The organism is Nonomuraea cypriaca (genome assembly GCF_015645445.1).
GTDB classification, from domain to species: Bacteria; Actinomycetota; Actinomycetes; order Streptosporangiales; family Streptosporangiaceae; genus Nonomuraea; species Nonomuraea cypriaca.
Genome location: NZ_JADOGI010000020.1, coordinates 50,195 through 73,663 on the forward strand (window position 1 = coordinate 50,195; position 23,469 = coordinate 73,663).

The following is a 23,469-nucleotide window of genomic DNA, read 5'->3' on the forward strand; positions in this document are numbered from 1 at the left end:
AGAGTCAGGCTCGGGCATCCCAGGACACGCCGGTACGGCGCCGCATGCGCATTCGCCGCCCGTCCATGGGATGTCCTTCCGAGATGAGGTCCTTTGCCGAATCCGATCTTGCCCGTGGCAGATCGGGTGGCGCAACGGATTTACTCCTGGCCACAGGAGCCGGGACTAGCGCATTGAGGTGGTATGTGCTTGGTTGTGTCGCCATATGACTATTGATGTGAGCGACATTCCGGCCCTCGCCCGGGGATGCGCGGTCCTGGGCACCGGGGGCGGGGGAGACGTGCGTACCGGGTCGCTGGCCGCCGTACGGGCGATCAGGGAGCATGGCGCGGTCGAGCTGGTCGGGCTGGGAGATCTGCCCGAAGACGCGCTCGTCGTGCCGTTGTCCGGGATCGGGGCGCCGACCGTCAGCCACGAGATGATCCACAGCGTGGACGAGCCCGGACGCATCGCGGACGAGATCGAGCGGCTGTTCGGCCGGCCGCCGAGCGCGGTCATGTCCTCCGAGATCGGGGGCTCCAACGGGGTCGCGCCCGTCGCCTGGGCCGCCGGGCTCGGGTTGCCGTTGCTCGACGCCGACGGCATGGGCCGGGCGTTCCCCGAGGTCCAGATGGTGTCGATGTACGTGGCGGGGCTGCCCGCGGACCTGGTGATCATGTCCGACGTCGCGGGGAACGTGGTGACCATCCGCCCCGTCGACGGGCTCTGGTCGGAACGGCTTGCCAGGGCCGTGTGCGTGGCGGCGGGCTCGAGCGCGCTGATGGCCGACTACGTGCTCACCGCCGCCCAGGCTCGCGGGGCGGTCATCGAGGGCACGGTCACGCGCGCTCTCGAGATCGGCAGGGCCACCGAGGGCGCCAGGGACCCGCTCGGGGCGCTCCAGGCCCGTTTGGGGGCCGCCAGGCTGATCACCGGCAAGCTGACCGACGTGGAGCGGCGCACCACGGGCGGGTTCGTCCGGGGGACGGCCACGATCGAGGGCACCGGTGACGACCGCGGCCGTACGCTCACCATGGAGCTCCAGAACGAGAACCTGGTGGCCAGGGAGCAGGGCAGGACGCTGGCCATGGTGCCCGACCTGATCACGGTCGTCGACACGGAGACCGCCGGGGCCGTACAGACCGAGAGCCTCAGGTACGGCCAGCGCGTCACGGTGCTCGCCTGGCCGTGCGACCCGCTCTGGCGCACCCCCAGGGGCCTGGAGACGGCCGGGCCGCGCGCGTTCGGGTACGACCTGGACTACGTTCCCGTCGAGGAGCTGATGGCGCATGGGTGATCTGCGGATCGGGATCGACGTCGGCGGCACGAACACCGACGCGGTCGTCCTCGACGCCGCGGGCAGGGTGGTCGCCAAGGCCAAGCGGCCGACGACCCCCGAGGTGACCGAGGGGTTGACGGCCGCGCTGGACGCGGTGCTGACGGCGCTGGACACGAAACAGGAGCGGATCGCCCGGGTCATGCTGGGCACCACGCACGCGACCAACGCGATCCTGGAGCGAAGGAGCCTCGGCCGGGTGGCCGTGCTGCGGCTGGGCGCGCCCGCGACCACCTCGGTGCCCCCGCTCTCCGACTGGCCTGACGACCTGCGCGAGGCCGTCTCCGCCGGCGAGGCGATCGTGCCCGGCGGTCACTACGTGGACGGCCGCGAGATCAGCCCGCCGGACCTCGGCGCGGTCCGCCGCTTCCTGGACGGCGTGCGCGCGGATGCGGTCGCCGTCACCAGCGTGTTCAGCCCGGCGGGCGACGAGCACGAACGCCGCGTCGAGGAGCTGATCAGGACCGAGTACGGGCTGCCGGTCTCGGTGAGCCACGAGATCGGCTCGCTCGGCCTGCTCGAACGCGAGAACGCCACCGTGCTCAACGCCGCCCTCTACGGCGTCGCCGCCCACGTGACCGGCGCCCTGGTCGCCGCGCTGGCCGAGCGGGGGCTGGGCGCGACGCCGTACCTGGCGCAGAACGACGGCACGCTCATGACGGTGGAGCACGCCGCGCGACTGCCGGTCTCGACGATCGGCTCCGGCCCGGCGAACTCGTTGCGCGGAGCGGCGTTCCTGTCCGGCGTGGCGGACGCGATCGTGGTCGACGTGGGCGGCACGTCCACCGACCTGGGCGTGCTGACCGGGGGTTTCCCGCGCGAGTCCGCGGCGGCCGTCGAGATCGGCGGCGTGCTGACGAACTTCCGCATGCCGGACATCCTGGCCATCGCGCTCGGCGGCGGCACCGTGGTGCGGGAGCACGGCATCGGCCCGGACTCCGTGGGTTACCGGATCGTCAACGAGGCGCTGGTGTTCGGGGGGCGTACGACGACGATGACGGACGCGGCGGTGGCGGTGGGCCGGATCCCGCGCGACGCCCCCGAGTGGCGCCTGGAGAGGGCACCGGGGATGGAGAAGGCGGTGGCCGTCGCCGACGAGATGGTCATCGACGCCGTGGACAGGATGGCGCTCGGCAGGTCGGGCAGACCGCTGGTCGCCGTGGGCGGCGGCGCGTTCCTGCTGCCAGGCCGCATCCCGGGGGCGAGTGAGGTGATCCGTCCTGAGCACGCCGAGGTGGCCAACGCCGTGGGCGCCGCCATCGCCCTCGCGAGCGGCAGAGTCGATACGATCTTGCCGGCGGGAGAAAGCCGGTCGGAAGCGATAAGAAAGGTCAAGGAGGAGGCGGCGGCGCGGGCCGTCGCGGCGGGAGCGGATCCCTCCGGCGTCGAGATCGTCGATCTCCTCGAGGTGCCGCTGAGCTACCTCTCCGAGCCCGCCGTGCGGGTACACGTCAAAGCCGCCGGACCCCTCGCCCGGTGACAGATCGAAAGGATCCCCCCACCATGCGCTGGCACAAGCGCCTGCTCGTCGCCTGGCTCACCGGCGCCCTGGCCCTGACCGCGACCGCGTGCGCGGGCGGCCAGGTACGCGGCGCCGGCGGGACGCCCCAGCCGCAGACCGCCGGCAGCGCGGCCACCCAGGCCGGGCAGGCCAACGACAGCACGTTCGTCTACGCGCCCAACCTCGACGTGGTCACCGACTGGGACCCGGCGACCTCCTACTCCAACGAGATCGTCGCCATGTCGAACATCTACGAGGGCCTGACCAGGTACGACGCCGAGGCCAGAGAGGCCGTGCCGCTCCTCGCCACCGAGTGGACCTCCTCGGGCGACGGCAAGGAGTGGACGTTCAAGCTGCGGCAGGGCGTGAAGTTCCACTCCGGCGCCACGCTCGACGCCGAGGCCGCCAAGAAGGCCATCGAGCGGACGATCGAGAAGAAGGGCGGCGCGGCCTACATCTGGGACCCGGTCGACGAGATCGAGGCGGTGGACGCGGCCACGCTGAGGTTCACCCTCAAGTACGCCGCCCCGCTCGACCTGGTCGCCTCCTCCGGCTACGCCGCCTACATCTACGACGTCGACGCCGTGGACGCGGACGGGAAGACGACCGCCGGCACCGGCCCGTACACGATCGACTCCTGGCAGAAGGGCAAGGAGACCGAGCTCACGCTGAAGGCGTTCGAGGGCTACTGGGGCGGCTGGAAGCCGGAGCAGTACAAGAAGGTCGCCTTCCGGGTCACGCCCGAGATCACCACCGCGTGGCAGTTGCTGCAGCGCGGCGAGGTGAACTTCGTGGAACGGCTGAACCCGCAGCTCTACGCCCAGGCCGGGACGACCGAGGGCGTGCAGACCACGCAGTCGCCGTCGTTCCAGAACCTGCTCCTGCTGTTCAACACCGCCGACGGGCCGGCCAAGGACGTCCGGGTGCGGCAGGCGCTGCAGCTCGCGATCGACTACGACGGGCTGGCGGCGGCGCTCAAGGGCTCCGGGCAGAAGGCCAGCGGCCTGGTGCCGCAGGGGCTGCTCGGCCATGCCGCGGAGCTGGCGCCCAAGCAGGACCTGGCCAGGGCCCAGGCGCTGCTCCAGGAGGCCGGGTACGGCCCCGACAACCCCGAGTTGGAGCTGACCCTGACCTACGCCCAGGGTGACGACGACCAGAAGCTGCTGGTCACGCTGCTCAGCACGGCGCTGAAGGGCCTCAACGTGACCCTGCGGGCCCGACCCATGACCTGGGGAGCGCAGTGGGACCTGGGCAAGAAGCAGGGCCAGGACATCTTCGTCATGTACTGGTATCCGGACTATCCGGACGCCTACTCCTGGTTCCTCAACGTGTTCAAGAGCGCTGACGAGCCGCAGTTCAACCTGTCGTACCTGAAGAACGCCGACATCGACGCGGCCATCGACAAGCTGCCCGAGCTCACGGCCACCGACAAGCTCGCGGCCGATCAGGAGTACGAGGACCTGCAGAAGAAGATCATCCAGGAGGAGGCGGCGGTGGCGGTGCCGTACGTGCAGACATACCAGCGCGCGTTGACTGCCGATGTGCAGGGATATGTGGACAATCCCGCTTATCCCAACGTGGTCTTCTTCTACGACCTCAAGCGCGCAAGCTGACCATGCTCCGCTATCTGGCCCAGCGGCTCGGCCAGGCCCTCCTGGTCGTGGCCGGCGTGGTCGTGCTCACGTTCGCGATCATGCGGCTGGTGCCTGGGGACCCGGCGGTCGCGTTCGCCGGGCCGAAGGCCACGCCCGAGCAGCTCGCCGCGGCGCGCGAGCGGTTCGGGCTGGACGACCCGCTGCCCGTGCAGCTGCTCGACTACGTACGCGACCTGCTGACCGGCGACTGGGGGACCAGCCTGCACACCAGGCAGCCGGTGCGGGAGGACCTCTATCTGGCCTTCCCCGCCTCGCTGGAGCTGGTCGGCACGGCCCTGGTCCTCGCGGTCGCCGTCGGCGTCCCGGTCGGCGTGCTCGCCGCCCGTCACCAGCGGCGGCTGCCTGACCTCGGCGTACGCTTCACCAGCATGCTGGCCGTCTCCGTACCGGTCTTCTGGCTGGCACTGACGCTGCAGGTGGTGTTCGCCAGCAACCTGGGCTGGTTCCCGGTGGCCGGTGAGTACGACTCCTCCCTCGACACCACCAGCCCCCTCACCCTCTGGACGAACATCACCGTCGTCGACGCCCTGATCACCGGCAACTGGCCCATCTTCACCAGCACCCTCGAACACCTGGTCCTGCCCGCCCTGGTCGTGGCCGCCTATCCCATGGGGGTCATCGCCCAGATGACCAGGGCCGCGCTCATCGAGGAGTCCGGCCAGGACCACGCCAGGCTCGGACGCGCGCTCGGCTTCGGCGAGACGTCCATCCTGACGAAGTTCGCCCTGAGGCCGGCGCTGAGCCCGGTGCTGTCGCTGATCGCCCTCGTCTTCGCGTACGCGATCGTCAACGGCTTCCTGGTCGAGGCGGTGTTCAACTGGCCCGGCCTGGGCCGTTACGCCGCCGACTCGATCCGGTCGCTGGACACGCCCGCCATCGCCGGCGTCACCCTGCTGGTCGCCCTGGTGTACACCCTGGCCAACCTGGTCGTGGACGTCCTCCAGGGCTTCGTCGACCCGCGAGCGAGGTCCCGATGACAGAGGTGAACCAGGCGGCCGCGCCACTGCGCCGCACGCTGCCGCGGATCCCCGACAGGTTCGCCGCGTTCGGCGCCGTGCTGATCGTGGTCGTGGTGCTGGCCGCCGTCCTCGCGCCGTGGCTGGCGCCGTACCCGGTGGACGAGCTGAACCCGGCCGAGCAGCTCCAGCCGCCGAGCGCCGCCCACTGGTTCGGCACCGACCTGGTCGGCAGGGACGTCCTCACCAGGATCCTGTACGGCGGCCGCACCTCGCTGTTCATCGCCGTGGCCGTGCTGGCGGTGTCGGCGCTGGCCGGCGTCACGCTGGGCGTGGTGGCCGGATACGCGGGCGGCTGGCTCAGAGACGTGATCATGCGGGTCACGGACGTGTTCCTGGCCTTCCCCGCGCTGCTGCTCTCTCTGACGCTGGCGGTCGTGCTGCAGCCGGGCGTCAGCACGGTCGTGCTGGCCATCGCGGTGACGTGGTGGCCGTGGTACGCCCGGCTGGCCGCCGCCTCGGCCGCGTCGATCGCCACCCGGAGCTACGTGGACGCGGCCCGCTGCCTCGGTGTGCCCGCGCCGCTGATCATCCTGCGGCACGTGCTCCCGAACTCCCTCACGCCCGTCCTCGTCCAGATCTCCCTGGACGCGGGCGGGGTCATTCTGACCGCGGCAGCGCTGTCGTACCTGGGGCTGGGCGCGCAGGAGCCGACGGCGGAGTGGGGGCTGATGGTGCAGCAGGGGCAGACGCTCTTCACCACGAACTGGTGGGTGGTCACCTTCCCAGGGCTGGCCATCCTGGTGACGGCGTTCGCGTTCAACGTGCTGGGTGAGGGGCTGCGCAACGCGCTGGACCCCGGAGCGGAGGAGCTCGGCAGGAGAGAGCGACGAAGGAGCCAACGAGTGCCGAAGCGGCCGCGACCATGAACACGAGCGGAGGAGCTCGGCAGGAGAGAGCGACGAAGGAGCCAACGAGTGCCGAAGCGGCCGCGACCATGAACACGAGGGCGGCGAAATGATCGAGGTACGCGACCTCCAGGTGCGGTACGGCGACCGGGTCGTGGCCGACGTGCCCGAACTCGACGTGGGCGCGGGCGAGTGCGTGGCGATCGTGGGGGAGAGCGGGTCGGGCAAGTCGACCACGCTGCTGTCCCTGCTCGGCCTCATCCCAGACGCCACTGTTTCCGGACATGTCACTGTCTGCGGCGTCGATGTCATGACCGCCGCGCCGCGCCGCCTGCGCGAGATCCGCGGCGCCAGGGTGGCGCTGGTGATGCAGTCGCCGCAGGCCGCCCTGAGCCCCGCCACCCGCCTCGGCGTCCTGATGCGCCGCGCGCTCAAACTGCACGGTGTGGGGAGGCCGGCCGAGATCATGGCGGAGGCCCTGGAGGCGGTGCTGCTCGACCGGGAGATCCTGCGCCGCTATCCCCACGAGGTCTCCGGCGGCCAGGCGCAGCGCTTCGCCATCGCGCTGGCCATCGCCCTGGGCGCCGAGGTGATCCTTGCCGACGAGCCCACCAGCGCCCTCGACGTGACCGTACAGGCGGAGGTGGTCGGCGTCCTGCGCCGGCTCAGGCGGGACCGCGGCCTGGCGCTCCTGCTGGTCTCCCATGACCTGGCCCTGGTCTCGACGATCGCCGACCGGGTGCTGGTCATGCGGGACGGCGTGGTGGTCGAGTCGGGCCCGGCCGCGAAGGTGCTGGCCGACCCGGACCACCCCTACACCCGCGAGTTGCTGGAGGCGCTGCCGTGACCGTGCTCAGAGCCGAGCGGGTGACGCTCGGGTACGGCAAGCGCCCCGTGGTCCACGACCTGAGCCTCGACATCACCGAGGGCGGCGTCGGCCTGATCGGGGAGAGCGGCTCGGGCAAGACGACGCTGGCCCGCGCGTTCCTTGGGCTCCTGGCCCCAATGTCCGGAAATATCTGGTACGGCGATCAAACCCTGAAAAAAGCGGACATGCGGACGTTCCGGAAGGACGTCCAGCCGGTCTTCCAGGCCGAAGCCCTCGACCCCAGGATGCGCGTCGGCGCCTCCGTGGCCGAGGGCCTGCCCCGGAGCGCCCGATCCAGGGTCACCGAGCTGCTCGAACAGGTCGGCCTGGACCCCGCCCTGGCCACCCGCAGGCCGCACCAGCTCTCCGGCGGCCAGCGCCAGCGCGTGGTGATCGCCAGGGCTCTGGCCGTGGGCCCCCGCCTGCTCATCCTCGACGAGCCCACGAGCGCCCTGGACGTGACGGTTCAGGCCAGGATCCTCGACCTGCTGGCGGCTCTCGACACCGAACGCCTCCTCATCACCCACAACCTCGCCGTCGTGGAACGGCTCTGCCGCACCTCCCACGTGCTCTTCGCGGGCCGCGTCGTCGAGTCGGGCCCCACGGGCGACCTCCTGGCCCGTCCCGCACACCCGTACACCAGGGCCCTGCGTGACGCCGTGCCGAAGCTCGGCGGCGCCCCGCCCGAGGCCAGGGGCAGGACGGAGGCGGTGCCGGCCGCGACGGGGTGCTCGTTCAGGCTGCGCTGCCCGCTGGCGGTGGCCGAATGCGAGCGGGCGCCCGCGCTCAGGGACGTACGTGGCCGCCAGGTCGCCTGTCACCGCGCCGAGGACGTCCTGGCCACCTGACCTACCACCTGGTCGCGCAGGTGCGCGCCCAGGTCGTCGGAGAGCATGCCCATCAGCCTGGCCAACTCCGCACGATCCGCCTCGGACCAGTCGGCCACCGCCGCCTCGAACCACGCCGTGGTCACCTTTTGGCAGCGCATGGCGACCTCGGTCCCGTCGTCGGTCAGCATGATGCGCCAGGCTCGGCCGTCCTCGGGGTCGCGTACCCGCCGCACCAGCCCGAGCCGCTCAAGCCCGGCGACGTGCCGGGTCACGTGCGGGCTCTCCACCTGCAACACTTCGGCGATCGCCCCGATCCTGAGCGGCCTGTCCGCGTCCAGCAGGCAGATGAGGACCTGCACGTCGGGCCGGTCCAGCCGGACTCCTGCGGCCTCGGTCAGCCGCGCATGCGTCTTGCCGCGGTTGATCGCGCTCACGAGCCTGCGGAAGGCCGCCACCGTGGTGACGAGATGTGGGTCCACTGTTTGCTTACCTAACTTACGTATGTATCATCGCTTCTCGGTTACTTACCCAAGTTATCTAAAGGAGCCGAGATGGCGACAGCAGTCGTGTCCACACCACGAGACACGTCGAGCCGGAATCCCTGGCCCGCGGTGGTGGCACTGGCCTTCGCGGCCTCCATCGCCGCACTGCAGAACACTGCGGTGGTCCCGTTGCTTCCCGTGCTGCAACGGGAGCTGCAGGCCCCGCTCTCCGCGGTGAGCTGGACGCTCACCCTGAACCTCCTGGTCGCCGCGGTGTCCACCCCTTTGCTGTCGCGGTTCGGCGACATGTACGGCCGGCGCAGGATGATCCTCGGCGCCATGGCCCTGCTGGTGATCGGCTCGGTGCTGGCCGCGTTGTCGACCTCACTGACGTGGCTGATCGTGGCGAGGGTGCTGATGGGCTTCGTCTCCGCCCTGGTGCCGTTGTCGATCGGGGTGGTGCGCGACTCGCTGCCCCGGCAACAGCTCCCGACCGGCATCGGCGTGCTGAGCGCGACGATGGGGTTCGGGAGCGGCCTCGGCATGATCATGGCCGGGTTCGCCTCCGATGACTGGCACCTGGTCTTCTGGGCCACGGCCGGGATCTCGCTGGTGGCGGCCGTCATCGTGGCCCTCCTCGTACGCGGCGACGCCCCGGCGGGCAAGGGCAGGCCCGACCTCCTCGGCGCCGCCCTGCTCGCCGCCTGGCTGGTCGCGTTGCTGCTGGCCATCAGCGAGGGCGGCTCGTGGGGCTGGACCTCGCTGGGCGTGCTCGGGCTCTTCGCCGCCGCGGCGGTGCTGGCGGCCGTCTGGGTCCTCGTCGAGCGCCGGGTGGCCGAGCCGCTGGTGGAGATCGCGATGCTGGCGCACCGGGGCACGATCGGCGCGACGGTGGCCTCGATGCTGCTCGGCCTCGCCTTCTTCACGCTCATGACCGGCATCTCCAGCTTCGCCCAGACCCCCGGCGGCGCCGGGTACGGCTTCGGCGCGTCCACCCTGCAGGTGGGGCTCTTCCTGCTGCCGAGCACGGTGGTCATGCTGGTGTTCTCGCTGTTCGCGGGCCGGTTCATGCGCCGCTTCCAGGCGTCGTCCATGGTGGCGGCGGGCTCGGCGGTCACCGGCCTGGCCGGGTTGTGGCTGCTGATCGCGCACGACCGCCCGGCGGACCTGTACCTGGCGGCCGCGATCATGGGCGTCGGTCTCGGAATCGGGTACGCGGCGCTGGGGACGATGGCCATCGAGCACGTCGACCCCGGCAAGACCGCGCTGGCGGCCGGCGTGAACGCGCTGGTGCGCATCGTGGGCGGCAGCACGGCGGGCGCCATGATCGCCGCTATCCTGGCCGCCAGGCCGGGCGAGGGCGGCTACCAGTGGGTCTTCGGCGTCGCCGCCGTGGCGGGCGGCGTGGCGGCGGTGTTCGCGGCCACGTACGGTGCGCTGAACCGCAGGGCGCTCGCAGCGGCTTGAGTCCCCTGAATCAGGAGGAGCTCACAGCGCCTTCAGCCCGCTGATCACCTCCAGCAGCACCTTGGCGTCGGGGGCGGGCGGCGGCAGTTCGACCTGCACGAGTTGTTGCGCGTGCAGGTCGCCGACCAGCACCCGGACCACGCCGATCGGCAGGTTCAGCTCGGCGGCCACGTCCACGAGCCTGGTCGGCTTGGTGCACTTCTGCAGGATGATCAGGTGCTCGGGGCCGAGGCCCACGGGCGGCGTCAGGCCGCCGGACGTGATGATCACCGCGATGAGGTCGATGGCCTCGCTCGCGGGGACCGTACGGCCCCTGGTCAGCAGGTAGGCGGGGACGATCGGGCCGGCGTCCTCGTCCAGCCAGCGCTCGTCATTCACTTGGCACCACCCGCATGGGGCGAGCGGGCTCCTTCACGCGAGCCTCCGGTTCCGGGTCGGCCACGTGCTCAGCCGGGATCAACACGATCGCGGTGGTCCCTCCATATGGTGAACCGCGCAACGTCACGCGGATGTCGTGCCTGGCGGCCAGGCGGGAGACGACGAAAAGGCCCAGCCGGTCGCTGTCTGCCAGGTCGAACTCCGGTGGGCTGACCAGCCGCTCGTTGAGTTCGGTCAGCTCGTCCGCGCTCACCCCGAGCCCGCGGTCCTCGACCTCGAAGGCGAAGCCGCGGGCCGTCTGCTCACCGCGCACGATGACCTGGGTGTGCGCGGGGGAGTAGACGGTGGCGTTCTCGATGAGCTCGGCGATCAGGTGGATCACGTCGCCGACCACGGGCCCGGCCAGGCGCAGGCCAGGCATCGGCTCGACGGTGACCCGCTGGTAGTCCTCGACCTCGGCCGCCGCGCCGCGGGCCACGTCGAGCAGCGGCACCGGCTTGCTCCAGCCTCGGCCGGGGGTGGCGCCCGACAGGATGATCAGGCCCTCCGCGTGCCTGCGCATGCGGGTCGTCAGGTGGTCGAGCCTGAACAGGTCGTCCAGCGCCTCGGGGTCGGTCGCGCGATGCTGCATGTCCGCGAGCTGGATGCGCTGGCGGTGCAGCAGGGTCTGGCTGCGCCTGGCCAGGTTGCGGAACACGTGCCCGACGCCCTCGCTGAGCTGCGCCTGCCCGACCGCGGCCTCCACGGCGGTCTGCTGGACGGTGGAGAAGGCCTTCCCCACGTCGTCGATCTCGACCGTGGTGCTCGCCACCGACAGCTCGGGCATCTCGACCTTCTCGCCCTTGCGCAGCTTGGAGACGACGTGCGGCAGCCGTTCCTGGGCCACCTCCAGCGCGGCCAGCCGGAGCGCGCCCAGCTCCTTGGAGAGCCGGTTGCCCATCCGCAACGAGAACGCGATCGACACGACCACCAGCGCCAGGCACGTGCCCGCCAGGAGGAACGCCCGCTCCAGCACCCTGTCGGCCACCGGGTCGGCCTGGGCGTTCAGCATCGTGCTCGCCCGCATCTGCGCTTCCTGGAAGGAGTTGGCCAGCGCCTGCGTGGTGCCGAGCCAGCCCTGCGGCGTGCCGCCCGCGATGACCTGGTCCTCCATCATCCGCATCCGCTGGTACGCGGGGGAGGTGATCAGCGCGACGTGGGTGTCGCGCATGACCGGGTCGAGCTCGCCGAGCGCCTGGTCGACCACGAACCGCCGGTTGCCGACGAGCTGCGTGAACAGCCTGCGCTCCGCGGCCGTGGTCGGCCCCAGCGCGATGGCCTGCTCCCGGGTGAGCAGCTCCTTGGCGTAGCCCAGGTCGATGACCACGCGGGACTGCTCGTAGATCGGGATGTCGTCGATGAGCGCCACCCGCCGGTGCAGGCCGAAGATGGTGTCGGTGATCGTGTTGTACGCCTCCGCCGTGTGCAGACGGTCGGACAGACTCGTGTCGATCTCTCCCCGGATCGCATCGAGTCTGTCGAGTTGCGTGTACACCGCGTCCACCTGCGTGCGGATCTCTTCCGATCTGTCCTTGGAGTGGCTGGAAAGCTTTCTGAACGAGTCCCTTGCGGCGTCGGTTCGGGTACGTTGCGCGGCGACGGCCGGCTCCTCCGACGTGTTACGCAGGTGCTGGGCCGAGACGAGACGCTCGCGCTGGATCTCGCTGATCAGTTTGTACGCGGGAAGGCGGAGGTTCGTCCAGAGTGTCTTGTATTCGCGCAGCTCCAAGCTCTCACTGGCGGTGACGGCGGTGATGACACCCCACAACACCACCATGGAGGTCAGCGGCACCAGCAGTAGTCCGATGATCTTCATGCGGATCGTTCGGCTACGACCCATGGCACCTCACTCCGGTCGGTCCCCTGCTGGCAACCCCGGACGGGACAAGCCCTGAGGATAGCAATTCGATCACCAGAATGCCCAATTTTTCGGGACTTTTTGGCAATCTTTCATGATCATGCAGTAGGTTTCCCGGGGTGGTTCGGTGAGAGAGGGAGATGCGTTGCGCCGTCGTATCGCAGCGGCCGCCGCGCTGGTGCTCCTCGCGGCCTGTTCGGCCCCGCCGGAGGTGCGCCACGCCCCGGCCGGCGAAGCCCCGTTCGTCTACGTCGACAACCTCGACGTGATCACGGAGTGGGACCCGAGCCGTTCCTACTCCAACGAGATCATCGCGCTCCAGAACATCTACGAGACCCTCACGCTCTGGAACCCGGTCACCAAGAAGTCGGCGCCCCGCCTGGCCACGTCGTGGCGGTCGTCTGCGGACGGCAGGACATGGACGTTCACCCTGCGTTCGGGCGTGACCTTCCACACCGGCAGGCCACTGGACGCGGCGGCGGTCAAGGCGTCGATCGAGCGCACCATGAAGTCCGGGACCGGCGCGTCCTACATCTGGGACGGGGTGTCCTCCATCAGGGTGGAGGACCCGGAGACGGTGACGTTCTCGCTGAAGTACCCGGTGCCGCTGGACCTGGTGGCCTCGGCCGGGTACGCGGCCTACATCTACGACACGAAGGCCGCGCCCGACCTCGGGAAGTGGTTCAGTGCGGGCAGGGACGCGGGCTCTGGGCCCTACACGGTGGCGAAGTGGCAGCGCGGCAAGGAGGAGGAGCTCACCCTCAGGGCGTACGACCAGTACTGGGGCGGGTGGAGCAGGCCGCACTACAGCACGGTGAAGTACCGCGTCGTGCCCGACCTCGACCGGGCCTGGCGGATGTTGCGTAACGGTGAGGCGACCTTCGTCGAGCGGCTCAGCCCGAGCCTGTTCGCCAAGGCGTCGGCCACGCCGGGCGTGCGCACGTCGGAGCGGCCGTCGTTCCAGACGGCGATGGCGCTGTTCAACACCGCGAGCGGGCCGCTGCGGGACGTACGGGTGCGCCGCGCGATCCAGCAGGCCATCGACTACCGGGGCCTGATCAAGGACCTGCGGGGCGCGGGCGCGCCGAACGCCGGGGTCATCCCCGGAGGGCTGCTCGGCCACGTCCCCGCCCGCTCGCCCCGCCAGAACCCGGCCGGCGCGGCACAGCTGCTGGCCAGGGCCGGGTACGGGCCGGAGGGCGAGCCGCTGCGGCTGCGCATGACGTACGCGGAGGGCGACAGCGACCAGCGGCTGTTCGTCACGAAGCTGGCGGCGGCGCTGCGGCCGCTCAACGTCACGCTCGAAGCCAGGGCGATGTCCTGGAACGCGCAGTGGGAGCTGGGCAGGAAGGGCGGCCAGGACATCTTCCTCATGTACTGGTATCCGGACTACGCCGACGGCTACTCGTGGTTCGGCAACGTCTTCCACAGCGCCGACCCGACCGGCTTCAACCTCGCCTACCTGCGCGACCCGAGCCTCGACGCGCTGCTCGACACCGTGCCCGAGCTGACCGTGACCGACAAGACGGCGGCGCAGCGCACGTACGAGCGGGCCACCACGCAGGTCCTCGACCAGCGCGCGGCCGCCGCGCTGCCCTGGGTGGTCAACTACCAGCGGGCCTACGTGGGCGGAGTCGGCGGCTACGACGACAACCCGGCCTACCCCGACGTGGTCTTCGTCTACGAGCTCCGCCCGTCAGCCTGATGGACGCGTTCGCGCAGCCGGGTCCTGATCTCCTCGGGGGTGTAGGCGCGGCGGCGGCGTTCGGCTCGTGCGATCACCACGCCCGTGGCCGCGACGCCCATGATTCCGGCCAAACCCAGCATTTTCCACCAGCGCATGTGCCTACGCTAGTCCGTGTGCTGACTCTCGACGAGGCCGTCAGGGTGACGAGGACCGGCGACCTGTGGATCTTCCGCGGGCGTTCCATGCCGGATCGCGCGATCCAGACCATGACCAACAGCCCGGTCAACCATGTGGGCATGGCCATCGTGATCGAGGACCTGCCGCCGATGATGTGGCACGCCGAGCTCGGCAGGTCCCTGCTCGACCTCTGGTCCGGCACCCACCATCGCGGGGTGCAGCTGCACGACCTGCGGGACGCGGTGACGGTCTGGGCGGACAGGTACGGCCAGCGCCCCTGGCTGCGCCAGCTCGAACCGCAGGCGACCGGCGAGATGGAGGACGCGGCCCTGCGTACGGTGGCGCGGCTCGACGGCACGCCGTTCCCCTCGACGGCCAGGCTGGCCGCGCGCTGGGCCAAGGGCCGCGTTCCGCGCAGGCGCCGCGAGGAGCAGACGCTGGAGAGCGCCTACTGCGCCGAGGTGGTGGCGGTCACGTACGAGGAGATGGGCCTGCTGCCCGGTGGCCGCCGCCCCAACTGGTACGACCCCGGCCGATTCTGGAGCGGCGACGACCTCGACCTGCTCACCGGCCGCGGACTCGGCAACGAGATCACCGTCGGCGTCGAGCGTACGAGCTGATCTAATCGGCCCATGAGCACCGTGAACGTCGCCGTCATCGGCGTGGGCAACTGCGTCTCCTCCCTCGTGCAGGGCGTCGAGCACTACCGCGACGGCGCCGCGCCCGGCCTGCGGCACCCCGTGTGCGCGGGGTACGCGATCTCCCAGGTGCGCTTCACCGCCGCCTTCGACGTCGCCGCGGCAAAGCTCGGCCTGGACCTGTCCGAGGCCATCTGGACACCGCCGAACAACGCCCGCGCGTTCGCCGAGGTGCCGCTCCTCGGCGTACCCGTCGTGGACGGGATCCTGGCCGACGGCGTGGGCCCCGGCTCGGCGGACCTGATCGACCCGCGCGGCGCCGCGACGCCCGCCGAGGTCGCCGCCCACCTCAGGGCCACCGGCACGCACATCGTGCTGAACTTCCTGCCGTCCGGCGCGCAGCGGGCCACCGAGCTGTACGCGGAGGCGGCGCTGGGTGCTGGTTGCGCGTTCGTGAACTGCATGCCGGCCGTGATCGCCCGTTCGCCGGAATGGCGGCGCCGCTTCGCCGCGGCCGGGCTGCCGCTGGTCGGGGATGATCTGAAGAGCTCGTTCGGCGCCACGCTCGTGCACCGCGCCCTCGTCGACGCCCTGACCGAGAACGGGGTCGCGCTCGACGGCGGCCACCAACTGCTCGGCGGCGGCAACATGGACTTCGTGAACCTGGAGGATGCCGACCGGATGCGAGGTAAAAAGGCGACAAAGGCGACGGGCGCCGGCCAGTCCGTGCACGTCGGCGCGCAGTACATCCCGTTCATGGAGGACCGCAAGGTCGCCTACATCCGGCTCGACGGCGAGGGGTTCGGCGGCTCGCCCGTGGAAGTGGCGGTGCGCATGGTCGTCGAGGACTCGCCCAGCGCCGCGGGCAACGCCCTGGACGCCGCGCGGCATGCCAAGGCGGCCATGGACGCGGGCGCCGGGGGGCTGCTCAGCGCGGTTTCCAGCGCGCTGATGAAGGCGGTTTGACCCATTATGCTCGGGCGGGATGGACATCCGCGTGCTCGGCCCGGTCGAAGTGTGGGACGGCGGTGCTGAAATCCCGATCGACGGGGCCCAGCAGCAGTGCGTGCTGGGCCTGCTCGCGGCGCACCTCGGCTCGTACGTGCCGGTGGACCGGCTGATCGAGGCGCTGTGGGAGGAGGACCCGCCCAAGACCGCCAAGACGATCGTCCAGCTCAAGGTGTCGCAACTGCGCAAGACGCTGGGCGGGCGCATCGCCAGCACGACGGCCGGCTACGCCCTAGCCGTACCCGAGGAGGAGGTCGACCTCGGGCGCTTCCGCCGCCTGGCCGCGCGGGGACGGGCCGCCGGCCGCCCGGAGGACGCGACCGCCGCCTGGGCGCGGGCGCTCGGCCTGTGGCGCGGGCAGCCCCTCCAGGGCCTCGGCGCCGCGTGGGTCGAGCAGCGCGTACGCGGCCCGCTGCTGCGCGAACGCTGGGACCTGATCGAGGAGCAGGCCGCCGCGCTGATCGAGCTTGGCCGCCACCGGGAGGTGCCCGCGCTCCTGCATGAGCTCAGGGCCGAGGAGCCGCTGCGGGAGACGCCGCACGCGCTGGCCATGACGGCGCTCTGGCACGACGGGCGCACGGCCGAGGCGCTGGAGCTGTACCACGACGTGCAGCGGCTGCTGGCCAGGGAGCTCGGCGTCGATCCCGGGCCCCGCCTGCGCGACCTGCACCAGCGCATCGTCGAAGGCCACCGGCCCGTGGCGCCGCGCCAGCTCCCCAGAGACGTCCCCGGCTTCGTCGGCAGGCAGGAGGAGGCCGAGCTCCTGCGGCAGCTGCTGCGCGCCGGCCGGGTGGCCGTGGTCACCGGCGCGGCCGGCATCGGCAAGTCGGCGCTGGCCGTGCACGTCGGCCACCAGGTCGCCGCCGACTTCCCCGACGGCCAGCTGCACGTGGACCTGGGCGGCCATGGCAGGGGGGAACCGCTGCCGCCTGAGCGCGTGCTGCCCCGGTTGCTCGGCGCGCTCGGCGTACCTGTGCCGGCCGGCGGCGCCGAACAGCTCGATCTCTACCGCTCCACGCTCGCCACCAGGCGCGTGCTGCTCGTGCTCGACAACGCGGCCAACGCCGAGCAGGTACGCCCGCTGCTGCCCGGCGGCTCGTCCTGCGCGATGATCGTCACCAGCCGCGACGCGCTGCGCGGCCTGGCGCTCCAGGGCGCGCAGGGCGTACGGCTGGCCACGCTCACCCCCGCCGAGTCCCACGACCTGCTGGCCGACCTGGTGGGCCGCGACCTGATCCAGGCCGACCCCGAGGCCGCCGCCGAGCTGGCCGAGCTGTGCGGGCACCTGCCGCTGGCGCTGGCCATCGCCGGCGCGAACCTCATCGGCCGGGCCGGCCTGCGCGAGTACATCGAGGAGCTGCACGCCGACCGCTGGAGCACGCTGGCCGTCGAGGGCGACGCGCAGGCCACGGTCGCGACCGCGTTCGCCAGCTCGTACGCGGCGCTCGCGCCGGACGCGCGGGTGCTGTTCCGCCGGTTCGGGCTGGTTCCCGGCTGCGACTTCACCGCGCGCTCCGCCGCCAGGCTGGCGGGCACCGATCCGGCCGCGGCCAAGCGGCTGCTGGCCAGGCTCGCCACGGCCCACCTGGTCGAGGAGCACGCGCCCGGCCGCTACCGGCTGCACGACCTGGTCTGCCTGTACGCCCGAGAGCACTGCACGGACGGCGACGACGATCCGGCGCCGCTGCACGCGTACTATCTGCACACCGCGCGGGCCGCCGCGCCGCTGCTCGCGCCCTCCATGGAGCTGCTGCCGCTGACGGAGGAGGACCCGCCGCACGACGCGGAGGAGTTCGCCGACGCCGCCGAGGCGGCCGCCTGGCTGGAGGCCGAGCAGCACAACCTGCTGGCCCTGATCGACCACGCCTCAGGCCGCATCCTGTGGCGGTTGATCGAGAGCCTGCGGGCCTTCATGTACGGCACCTACCAGGCCGACGTGATCATCGCCCTGGCCCGCCGCGGGCTGGCCGTCGCCGAGCGGGACGGCGACCTCGCCGGCCAGGCCAGCATGCACCACACGCGGGCCAACGCCCGTTTCCTCCTGAACGAGCCCCGCTCGGCCATCCGGCACTACGAGATCGCCTCCGACCTCTACGAGCGGATCGGGTGGGACATCGGCGCACTGGTGACCCTGACCAATCTCGTCATGGCCAACGCCAGCCTCGGCGACTTCCACGAGGGCGCGGACAAGCACGAGCGGATCGTCCGGCTCTGGGAGGCGCTCGAACCCTCGACGAAGCTGGCCGCCACGCTGGAGAACCACGCCATCGTGCTGCTGCGGGCCGGGCGCGCCCGCCAGGCTCTGGAGCGGCAGGAACGCGCCATACGGACGTGGGAGGAGGTCGGCGGGCCGCCGGTCTGGAAGGCGCGGGCGTACTCCATAGTCGGCGACATCCACCTGGCGCTCGGCGACCTCGACGCGGCCCTGGAGGCGTTCGAGCACGGCCTGAGGTGGGCGCAGAGCGGCCAGCTGGCCGGGACGCTGTCGAGCGTGGCGCTGCTGCACCACATCCGGGGCGACGGCGCCACCGCGGCCGAGCTGGCCCGCCGTGCCGTGCGCGCGGCCCGCGCGAGAGGACTGACGAGCGAGTACGACGAGGCGCGCAGCACGCTCGCCCTGGTGGACGAATCCCTCGACCTCGCCGAACGCCTCACCATCCTGCAGGAAGTGCTCGCCGCCTATCAGGACCGTACCTATCCCTACCTCGACACCCGGGTCCGCGTCTGGCTGGCCGGCCTGCATCTGAGCGGCGGCCAGCGTGAAGCGGCCGTCGCGGCCGCCACGCAGGCGCTCGACCGCGCCACCCGGTACGGCCTGCGGCGGCTCGAGGGCCTGGCCCTCACCGTGCTCGCCCGCGTACACCTGCTGGACGGCTCGCCCGGCGCGGGGCACGACTACGCCAGGAGGGCCGTCAAGGTGCACCGGGAGTTCGGGCACCGGTGGGACGAGGCCGACGCGCTGTCCCTGCTGCCCGATCAGGCCTGACAGGCCAGCAGGGACTCGAAGGTCGCGCGCAACTCAGGCCCCGGGTCCACGCCGAGCTGGTCGGCCAGCTCCCGGCGGGTGCGTTCGTACAGCTCCAGCGCCTCCGCCTGCCGCCCGAGCCGGTAGAAGCTCGTCATGAGCAGCGACACCAGCCGTTCCTGGTGCGGCTCGGCCGTGACGACGGCGCGCAGCGGCCCCACCACGCGCTCCGGCTGCCCCAGCCTGAGCCGGCGGCGGGCCAGCTCCTCCACCGCCGCCAGCCGCGCCTCCTCCAGCTCGACCGCGGCCACCGCCAGCGACTTACCGCCCCCGGAATCGCCGAGCGCGGGACCGCGCCACAACGCGAGCGCCTCGTCCAGCAGGTCCGCGCCCGGCCCGTCGTCCCGCCTGGCGGCCTCGGCGACCAGCCGCCGAAAGCGCACCGCGTCCACGATCTCGGGGTCGGCGAGTAACGCGTAACCCGAGGCGTCGCTCTCCAGCCGCACGCCGTGCAGCGAGCGGCGCAACCGGTAGACGTGTCCCTGCACGGTCATCCGCGCGCTGTCCGGGGGGTCGCCTTCCCATACGGCGTCGATCAGCCGCTCCACCGGCACCGGACGGTTCAGGTCCAGCAGCAGCGCGGCCAGCACGTAACGACGCTTACGCGGCCCGATCTCCAGGCGGCGTCCCCCGACACAGGCGTCGATGGACCCGAGCAGGCGAAACTCCAAGTGATCCATTCATCACAGGATGGCAGGGCGCGCTAAAGGACGGCTAAAGACCGAAACACGCCAACAGAACGCCAACGGCCTCTGCCAGGGTTCTGGGCTTCACGATCTTCGCCGATTTCCGTCGAAACAGGAAGAGAAGAAAGTTGATCACGAAGAAGGCCGCGATCGCCGTCATGGCAGGCTCCCTGCTCGCGGGTCCGGTAGCCACCGTTGTCATGACGCAGCCGAGCAACGCCGCCGTCGTCGCCAAGGACCGGCTCGGGCCCGGCGAGTGGCTGCTGCCCGGACAGTCGCTGACCTCGGGGGGTGGCCGGTTCAAGCTCGTCCAGCAGAACCAGGGGAACCTGGTGTTCTACGACGGCACCAAGGCGCTGTGGACCTCGCCCACCTCGGGCAAGCCCGGCGCCAAGGCGGCCATGCAGAAGGAGGGCAACCTCGTCATCTACGGCCCCGACAACAAGCCGCTGTGGTCCACGCCGACCGCCGGCAACCCGGGCGCGTACCTGCTGATGCCGAAGGCGAGCGGCAACCTGGTCATCTACTCCAGGGACAACAAGCCGCTGTGGTCGTCGACGGCGTACATCGGCAAGCTCCCCTCGGGCCACTCGCTCAAGCCCGGCCAGTGGGTGCAGTCGAGCAACGGCCGCTACAAGCTGATCCAGCAGGACGAGGGCAACGCGGTGTTGTACGACGGGCAGCGCAGCCTGTTCACCACGCCCACGGCGGGGCACCCCGGCGCCCGCTCGATCATGCAGCGTGAGGGCAACTGGGTCGTGGTCGACCGCGGCGACAAGGCGCTGTGGACGACCAAGACCGCGGGCAACCCGGGCGCCTGGCTGTCGGTCTCGAACGACGGCCGCGTCATCATCTACTCGAGCGCCAACAAGCCGCTCTGGACCAGCCGCTGACCGGTCCCTCCTGCCGGGCGGCCGGTCGCCGCCCGGCTTTTCCCTGTCTCTGACCAGCTCTCTGACCAGCTCTCTGACCAGCTCTCTGACCAGCTCTCTGACCAGCTCTCTGACCAGCTCTCCGACCAGCTCTCCGACCAGCCTCCGACCGGCTCTCTGACCGGCCGATGGGCTCTGAGGAGGGCTCTGGTGGCAGGGTGGGAGAATGCGCCTGGCTACCTGGAACGTGAACTCGGTCAAGGCACGGCTGCCCCGCCTGCTCGAATGGCTGGCCGCCGCCGACCCCGACATCGTCTGCCTGCAGGAGACCAAGTGTCCCGCGGAGGAGTTCCCCGCGGCCGAGCTGGGCGCACTCGGATACGCCACCGCGGCCCACGGCGACGGCAGGTGGAACGGCGTCGCGCTGCTGTCCAGGGCCGGCCTGGACGACGTGACCCTCAGCTTCCCCGGCGAACCCGGCTTCGGCGAGCTCGACGGTGTCGGCGCGGCCCGGCCGGAAGCCCGCGCGATCGGCGCCACCTGTGGCGGGATGCGCGTGTGGTCGCTGTACGCGCCGAACGGGCGTACCGTCGACTCGCCCCACTACCTCTACAAGCTCGACTGGTTCGCGGCGTTGCGCGACGCCCTGGAGACCGAGCTGGCCGCGGGACCGCTGGTGGCCTGCGGCGACTACAACGTGGCGCCGACCGACGCCGACGTGTGGGATCCCGCGTTGTTCGCCGGCGCCACCCACGTCACGCCCGCGGAACGCCGGGCACTGGCCGACCTGCGCGCCCTCGGGCTGTACGACGTGGTGCCGATGTCGATGAAGGGGCCGCATCCGTTCACGTACTGGGACTACCGGGCCGGGATGTTCCACCAGAACAAGGGGATGCGGATCGACCTCGTGTACGCGAGCGCGGAGGTGGCGGGGCGGGTGCGGTCGGCGTATGTGGATCGCGAGGCGCGCAAGGGTAAAGGCCCGTCCGATCACGCGCCGATCGTGGTCGATCTCGAACCGTAATTCAAGTCACAAACCGGGGTCATCCGAGTATCCTGAGTTCTCAAAATGTGCGGGGGCATTATTCGGTTCGAGGCCCACAGGGGGGATCTCCGTGGAACCCGCAGACGGTCGTGTCATCTTGTTCATCATCATCGGGCTCGCGGTGTTCGCGCTGGGCCGCCGCTTCCAGACCATGATCCTTATGCGTCAGGTCTGGAAGCAGAGTGCCAGGCAGGTCATGGCGCGCAAGGAGGTCGCGAACAACGCCGCGAAGTCGATGATCGGTATCACGGTGATCGCGGTGTTCGTGGTCTGGCTCGTGCTCAACCTGAACCGCGTCATGTGAAACAGGCGTTGGCCGATTTACTCAGTGGGGGAGGCGCGGCGCGGGGGTGCCGCGGGCGTGACGGCGGAGGGCCCAGGCCGTGAGTACGGCGGCGCCCGCGGCGGCCAGGCTCACCGCGCGCGTCAGGCGGACGGCCCGGCGGATGTCGCCGACCTCCGGTTTGGGGCCGTCGCCTATGGTGGGACGGTGCTCGGTGCGGCCGCCGTACACGTTCGTGCCGCCCAGTGTGACGCCCAAGGCGCCGGCGAACGCGGCCTCGCACCGCCCGGCGTTCGGGCTGGGGTGCCGGTGGCCGTCCCGGGCCAGTACGGCGAGCGAGCGGCGGGGGTTCGGGCCGGTCAGCACCGCGAGCAGGCCGGTCACCCGGGCGGGCACGTAGTTCGCCACGTCGTCGAGCCTGGCCGCCGCCCAGCCGAAGCGCTCGTAGCGGGGGGAGTGGTGCCCGATCATGGCGTCCAGCGTGTTGATCGCCCGGTACGCCAGCAACCCCGGCACCCCCGCCACCGCGCCCCAGAACAGCGGGGCCACGACGGCGTCGGAGGTGTTCTCGGCCAGCGACTCGACCGTGGCCCTGGAGAGTTCGGCAGCCTCAAGGCGGGAGGGGTCGCGGCCGCAGAGGTGCGGCAGCCGGGCCCTGGCGCTCGTCAGGTCGTCGCGTTCGAGGGCGTCGGCCATGTGGGCGCCCTCGCGGGCGAGCGTGGTGCCGCCCAGCACGGCCCAGGTCGCCACGGCGGTCACGATCGTACGCGCGGCCGGGCTCGGAACCCGCTGGGCCAGCACCCCCAGCACGCCGGCGCCACCGACACAGATCGCGACGTGGACGACGCCGCGCGACCTCTTGTCCGCGTACAGGGAGCTCTCCACCTTCTCGGCGGCCCGACCGAACAGCGCGACCGGGTGGGCCGGGCTTCGCGGGTCGGCGAGGAGCTGGTCGAGGGCCACGCCGAGAGCGAGCCCCAGGGGGTTACACCAAATGGGCATGAAGCTCATCTTCGTGCACATCCTGCCAGGCGGCCGCACGGCGGATGCGTTCACCCGCGCCGCCCGCCCACATCTTCGCCCAGTTGCCACCGGCGGCGGCGCGGGTGCGCATGGCGGTGTAGGAGCGGTGGAAACGGATCCTGGAGAGCTCGAGGAGGCGGCGGCGTTCGCGGGGCGGGACACCGTACGCGTCGCAGAACAGGCGCAGGCGGGCGCCTATGTCGAGGTTGCGCAGGAGCGGGTGGCGGTCGACGGGGTCGGCGATGGGGGCCCAGTGGCGGAGGGTGGTGACGATGTCGAAGAGCCGGGTAGTCGGGCGGGCCAGATCAAAGTCGATCAGCGCGTGGGGTTGCCCTGGGCTGCGAAAAACCACGTTTTCTGGCGTTAAATCACAATGACCGATGACTTCTGGCGCTTTGTCGTCATTTGACCCGCCTGCCCACCCGTTCGGCGTCAGCGCGAACCCGGCCGTCGCATCGTGATACTCCCGCAGCAACACCCCGAGACCGCACAGAGCGTCATCGGTCACGCTGTCGAGCCGGAGCCCGGTCGTACCCGGAACATAGGTGAGAATCTCGCGCCCGAGCCGATCCATCCCGATCACCCGTGGCGCACCCCCGAACCCAACGGCTTCGAGGTGCCTGAGCAGGGCATGCACGGCGGGCGTTGACGTACTGGCCGGTCTGCGCACGGTGTCCCCGACCCGCACCACCCCGTCAGTCACGTCCCCGCCCTGCAGGGGAATCTCATGCAGGAGCGTCGCGACCATGCCACGACAGCTTAGACCCC

The 23,469-nt window shown here is 71.1% G+C and carries 22 protein-coding genes; 15 read left to right on the plus strand and 7 right to left on the minus strand.

Annotated features, from left to right (window positions below; genetic code table 11):
- Positions 1 to 217 precede the first annotated feature (217 nt).
- The 7 genes from ITP53_RS09370 to ITP53_RS09400 all read left to right on the plus strand — a co-directional run bounded on the left by ITP53_RS09370 (position 218) and on the right by ITP53_RS09400 (position 8,051).
- A complete protein-coding gene (locus ITP53_RS09370) occupies positions 218 to 1,276 on the plus strand; it encodes a DUF917 domain-containing protein (RefSeq protein WP_328814328.1) in 1,059 nt (352 codons plus the stop codon).
- Positions 1,269 to 2,795, plus strand: a complete 1,527-nt coding sequence (locus ITP53_RS09375; protein WP_195894931.1) for an ROK family protein — start codon at positions 1,269 to 1,271, stop codon at positions 2,793 to 2,795. The genes ITP53_RS09370 and ITP53_RS09375 overlap by 8 nt, the downstream gene beginning before the upstream one ends.
- Before the next feature lie 23 nt (positions 2,796 to 2,818).
- Positions 2,819 to 4,429: an ABC transporter substrate-binding protein gene (locus tag ITP53_RS09380; protein ID WP_195894932.1), complete on the plus strand. Its 1,611-nt coding sequence runs from the start codon at positions 2,819 to 2,821 to the stop codon at positions 4,427 to 4,429.
- A gap of 2 nt (positions 4,430 to 4,431) precedes the next feature.
- Complete coding sequence (locus ITP53_RS09385; protein WP_195894933.1) at positions 4,432 to 5,448, plus strand: ABC transporter permease; 1,017 nt, start codon at positions 4,432 to 4,434, stop codon at positions 5,446 to 5,448.
- A complete protein-coding gene (locus ITP53_RS09390) occupies positions 5,445 to 6,356 on the plus strand; it encodes an ABC transporter permease (RefSeq protein ID WP_195894934.1) in 912 nt (303 codons plus the stop codon). Before ITP53_RS09385 ends, ITP53_RS09390 begins: the two co-directional genes overlap by 4 nt.
- Before the next feature lie 88 nt (positions 6,357 to 6,444).
- Complete coding sequence (locus ITP53_RS09395; RefSeq protein WP_195894935.1) at positions 6,445 to 7,182, plus strand: ATP-binding cassette domain-containing protein; 738 nt, start codon at positions 6,445 to 6,447, stop codon at positions 7,180 to 7,182.
- Positions 7,179 to 8,051 (plus strand): ABC transporter ATP-binding protein, encoded by an 873-nt coding sequence (locus ITP53_RS09400; RefSeq protein ID WP_195894936.1) that lies wholly within the window; start codon positions 7,179 to 7,181, stop codon positions 8,049 to 8,051. The genes ITP53_RS09395 and ITP53_RS09400 overlap by 4 nt, the downstream gene beginning before the upstream one ends.
- Here the strand turns inward: ITP53_RS09400 and ITP53_RS09405 are convergent.
- Positions 8,021 to 8,512: a MarR family winged helix-turn-helix transcriptional regulator gene (locus tag ITP53_RS09405; protein WP_195894937.1), complete on the minus strand. Its 492-nt coding sequence runs from the start codon at positions 8,510 to 8,512 to the stop codon at positions 8,021 to 8,023. The two genes, ITP53_RS09400 and ITP53_RS09405, sit on opposite strands and share 31 nt — an antisense overlap.
- A gap of 72 nt (positions 8,513 to 8,584) precedes the next feature.
- Here ITP53_RS09405 and ITP53_RS09410 point away from each other — a divergent pair, with 72 nt between their 5' ends.
- Entirely contained in the window at positions 8,585 to 9,982 is a 1,398-nt protein-coding gene (locus ITP53_RS09410; RefSeq protein ID WP_195894938.1) for an MFS transporter, read from the plus strand.
- A gap of 21 nt (positions 9,983 to 10,003) precedes the next feature.
- On the opposite strand, the gene ITP53_RS09415 is transcribed toward ITP53_RS09410, so the two are convergent.
- Positions 10,004 to 10,360: a DUF742 domain-containing protein gene (locus ITP53_RS09415; RefSeq protein ID WP_195894939.1), complete on the minus strand. Its 357-nt coding sequence runs from the start codon at positions 10,358 to 10,360 to the stop codon at positions 10,004 to 10,006.
- Positions 10,353 to 12,239 (minus strand): sensor histidine kinase, encoded by a 1,887-nt coding sequence (locus ITP53_RS09420; RefSeq protein ID WP_236050631.1) that lies wholly within the window; start codon positions 12,237 to 12,239, stop codon positions 10,353 to 10,355. The genes ITP53_RS09415 and ITP53_RS09420 overlap by 8 nt, the downstream gene beginning before the upstream one ends.
- Positions 12,240 to 12,384: 145 nt before the next feature.
- Between ITP53_RS09420 and ITP53_RS09425 the strand changes: the two genes are divergently transcribed.
- On the plus strand, positions 12,385 to 13,962 hold the full coding sequence (locus ITP53_RS09425) for an ABC transporter substrate-binding protein (protein WP_328814329.1): 1,578 nt from the start codon (positions 12,385 to 12,387) through the stop codon (positions 13,960 to 13,962).
- On the opposite strand, the gene ITP53_RS09430 is transcribed toward ITP53_RS09425, so the two are convergent.
- Positions 13,938 to 14,099, minus strand: a complete 162-nt coding sequence (locus tag ITP53_RS09430; RefSeq protein WP_195894940.1) for a hypothetical protein — start codon at positions 14,097 to 14,099, stop codon at positions 13,938 to 13,940. The two genes, ITP53_RS09425 and ITP53_RS09430, sit on opposite strands and share 25 nt — an antisense overlap.
- An 18-nt stretch (positions 14,100 to 14,117) precedes the next feature.
- On the opposite strand from ITP53_RS09430, the gene ITP53_RS09435 reads away from it, so the two are divergent.
- The 3 genes from ITP53_RS09435 to ITP53_RS09445 are packed head-to-tail and all read left to right on the plus strand — an operon-like array spanning position 14,118 to position 18,753.
- Complete coding sequence (locus ITP53_RS09435; RefSeq protein WP_195894941.1) at positions 14,118 to 14,741, plus strand: hypothetical protein; 624 nt, start codon at positions 14,118 to 14,120, stop codon at positions 14,739 to 14,741.
- Positions 14,742 to 14,753: 12 nt separating this feature from the next.
- On the plus strand, positions 14,754 to 15,725 hold the full coding sequence (locus tag ITP53_RS09440; RefSeq protein ID WP_195894942.1) for an inositol-3-phosphate synthase: 972 nt from the start codon (positions 14,754 to 14,756) through the stop codon (positions 15,723 to 15,725).
- A 19-nt stretch (positions 15,726 to 15,744) separates the two neighbouring features.
- Complete coding sequence (locus tag ITP53_RS09445; protein WP_195894943.1) at positions 15,745 to 18,753, plus strand: AfsR/SARP family transcriptional regulator; 3,009 nt, start codon at positions 15,745 to 15,747, stop codon at positions 18,751 to 18,753.
- Here ITP53_RS09445 and ITP53_RS09450 read toward each other — a convergent pair.
- Positions 18,744 to 19,472 (minus strand): AfsR/SARP family transcriptional regulator, encoded by a 729-nt coding sequence (locus ITP53_RS09450; RefSeq protein ID WP_195894944.1) that lies wholly within the window; start codon positions 19,470 to 19,472, stop codon positions 18,744 to 18,746. The genes ITP53_RS09445 and ITP53_RS09450 overlap by 10 nt on opposite strands.
- Positions 19,473 to 19,606: 134 nt before the next feature.
- On the opposite strand from ITP53_RS09450, the gene ITP53_RS09455 reads away from it, so the two are divergent.
- From ITP53_RS09455 to ITP53_RS09465, 3 genes are all read left to right on the plus strand, one after another.
- A complete protein-coding gene (locus ITP53_RS09455; RefSeq protein WP_207755716.1) occupies positions 19,607 to 20,371 on the plus strand; it encodes a hypothetical protein in 765 nt (254 codons plus the stop codon).
- Between the two features lie 205 nt (positions 20,372 to 20,576).
- On the plus strand, positions 20,577 to 21,374 hold the full coding sequence (locus ITP53_RS09460; RefSeq protein WP_195894946.1) for an exodeoxyribonuclease III: 798 nt from the start codon (positions 20,577 to 20,579) through the stop codon (positions 21,372 to 21,374).
- Between the two features lie 91 nt (positions 21,375 to 21,465).
- Positions 21,466 to 21,699 (plus strand): hypothetical protein, encoded by a 234-nt coding sequence (locus tag ITP53_RS09465; RefSeq protein ID WP_195894947.1) that lies wholly within the window; start codon positions 21,466 to 21,468, stop codon positions 21,697 to 21,699.
- A 21-nt stretch (positions 21,700 to 21,720) separates the two neighbouring features.
- Here the strand turns inward: ITP53_RS09465 and ITP53_RS09470 are convergent, their stop codons facing one another.
- Positions 21,721 to 22,680 carry a cobalamin biosynthesis protein gene (locus tag ITP53_RS09470; protein WP_195894948.1) on the minus strand — a complete coding sequence of 320 codons (960 nt, stop codon included), beginning with the start codon at positions 22,678 to 22,680 and terminating at the stop codon, positions 21,721 to 21,723.
- Positions 22,664 to 23,469 (minus strand): aminoglycoside phosphotransferase family protein (locus ITP53_RS09475; RefSeq protein ID WP_328814330.1); only part of this gene is annotated, 806 nt, incomplete at its 5' end. The genes ITP53_RS09475 and ITP53_RS09470, both read right to left, overlap by 17 nt.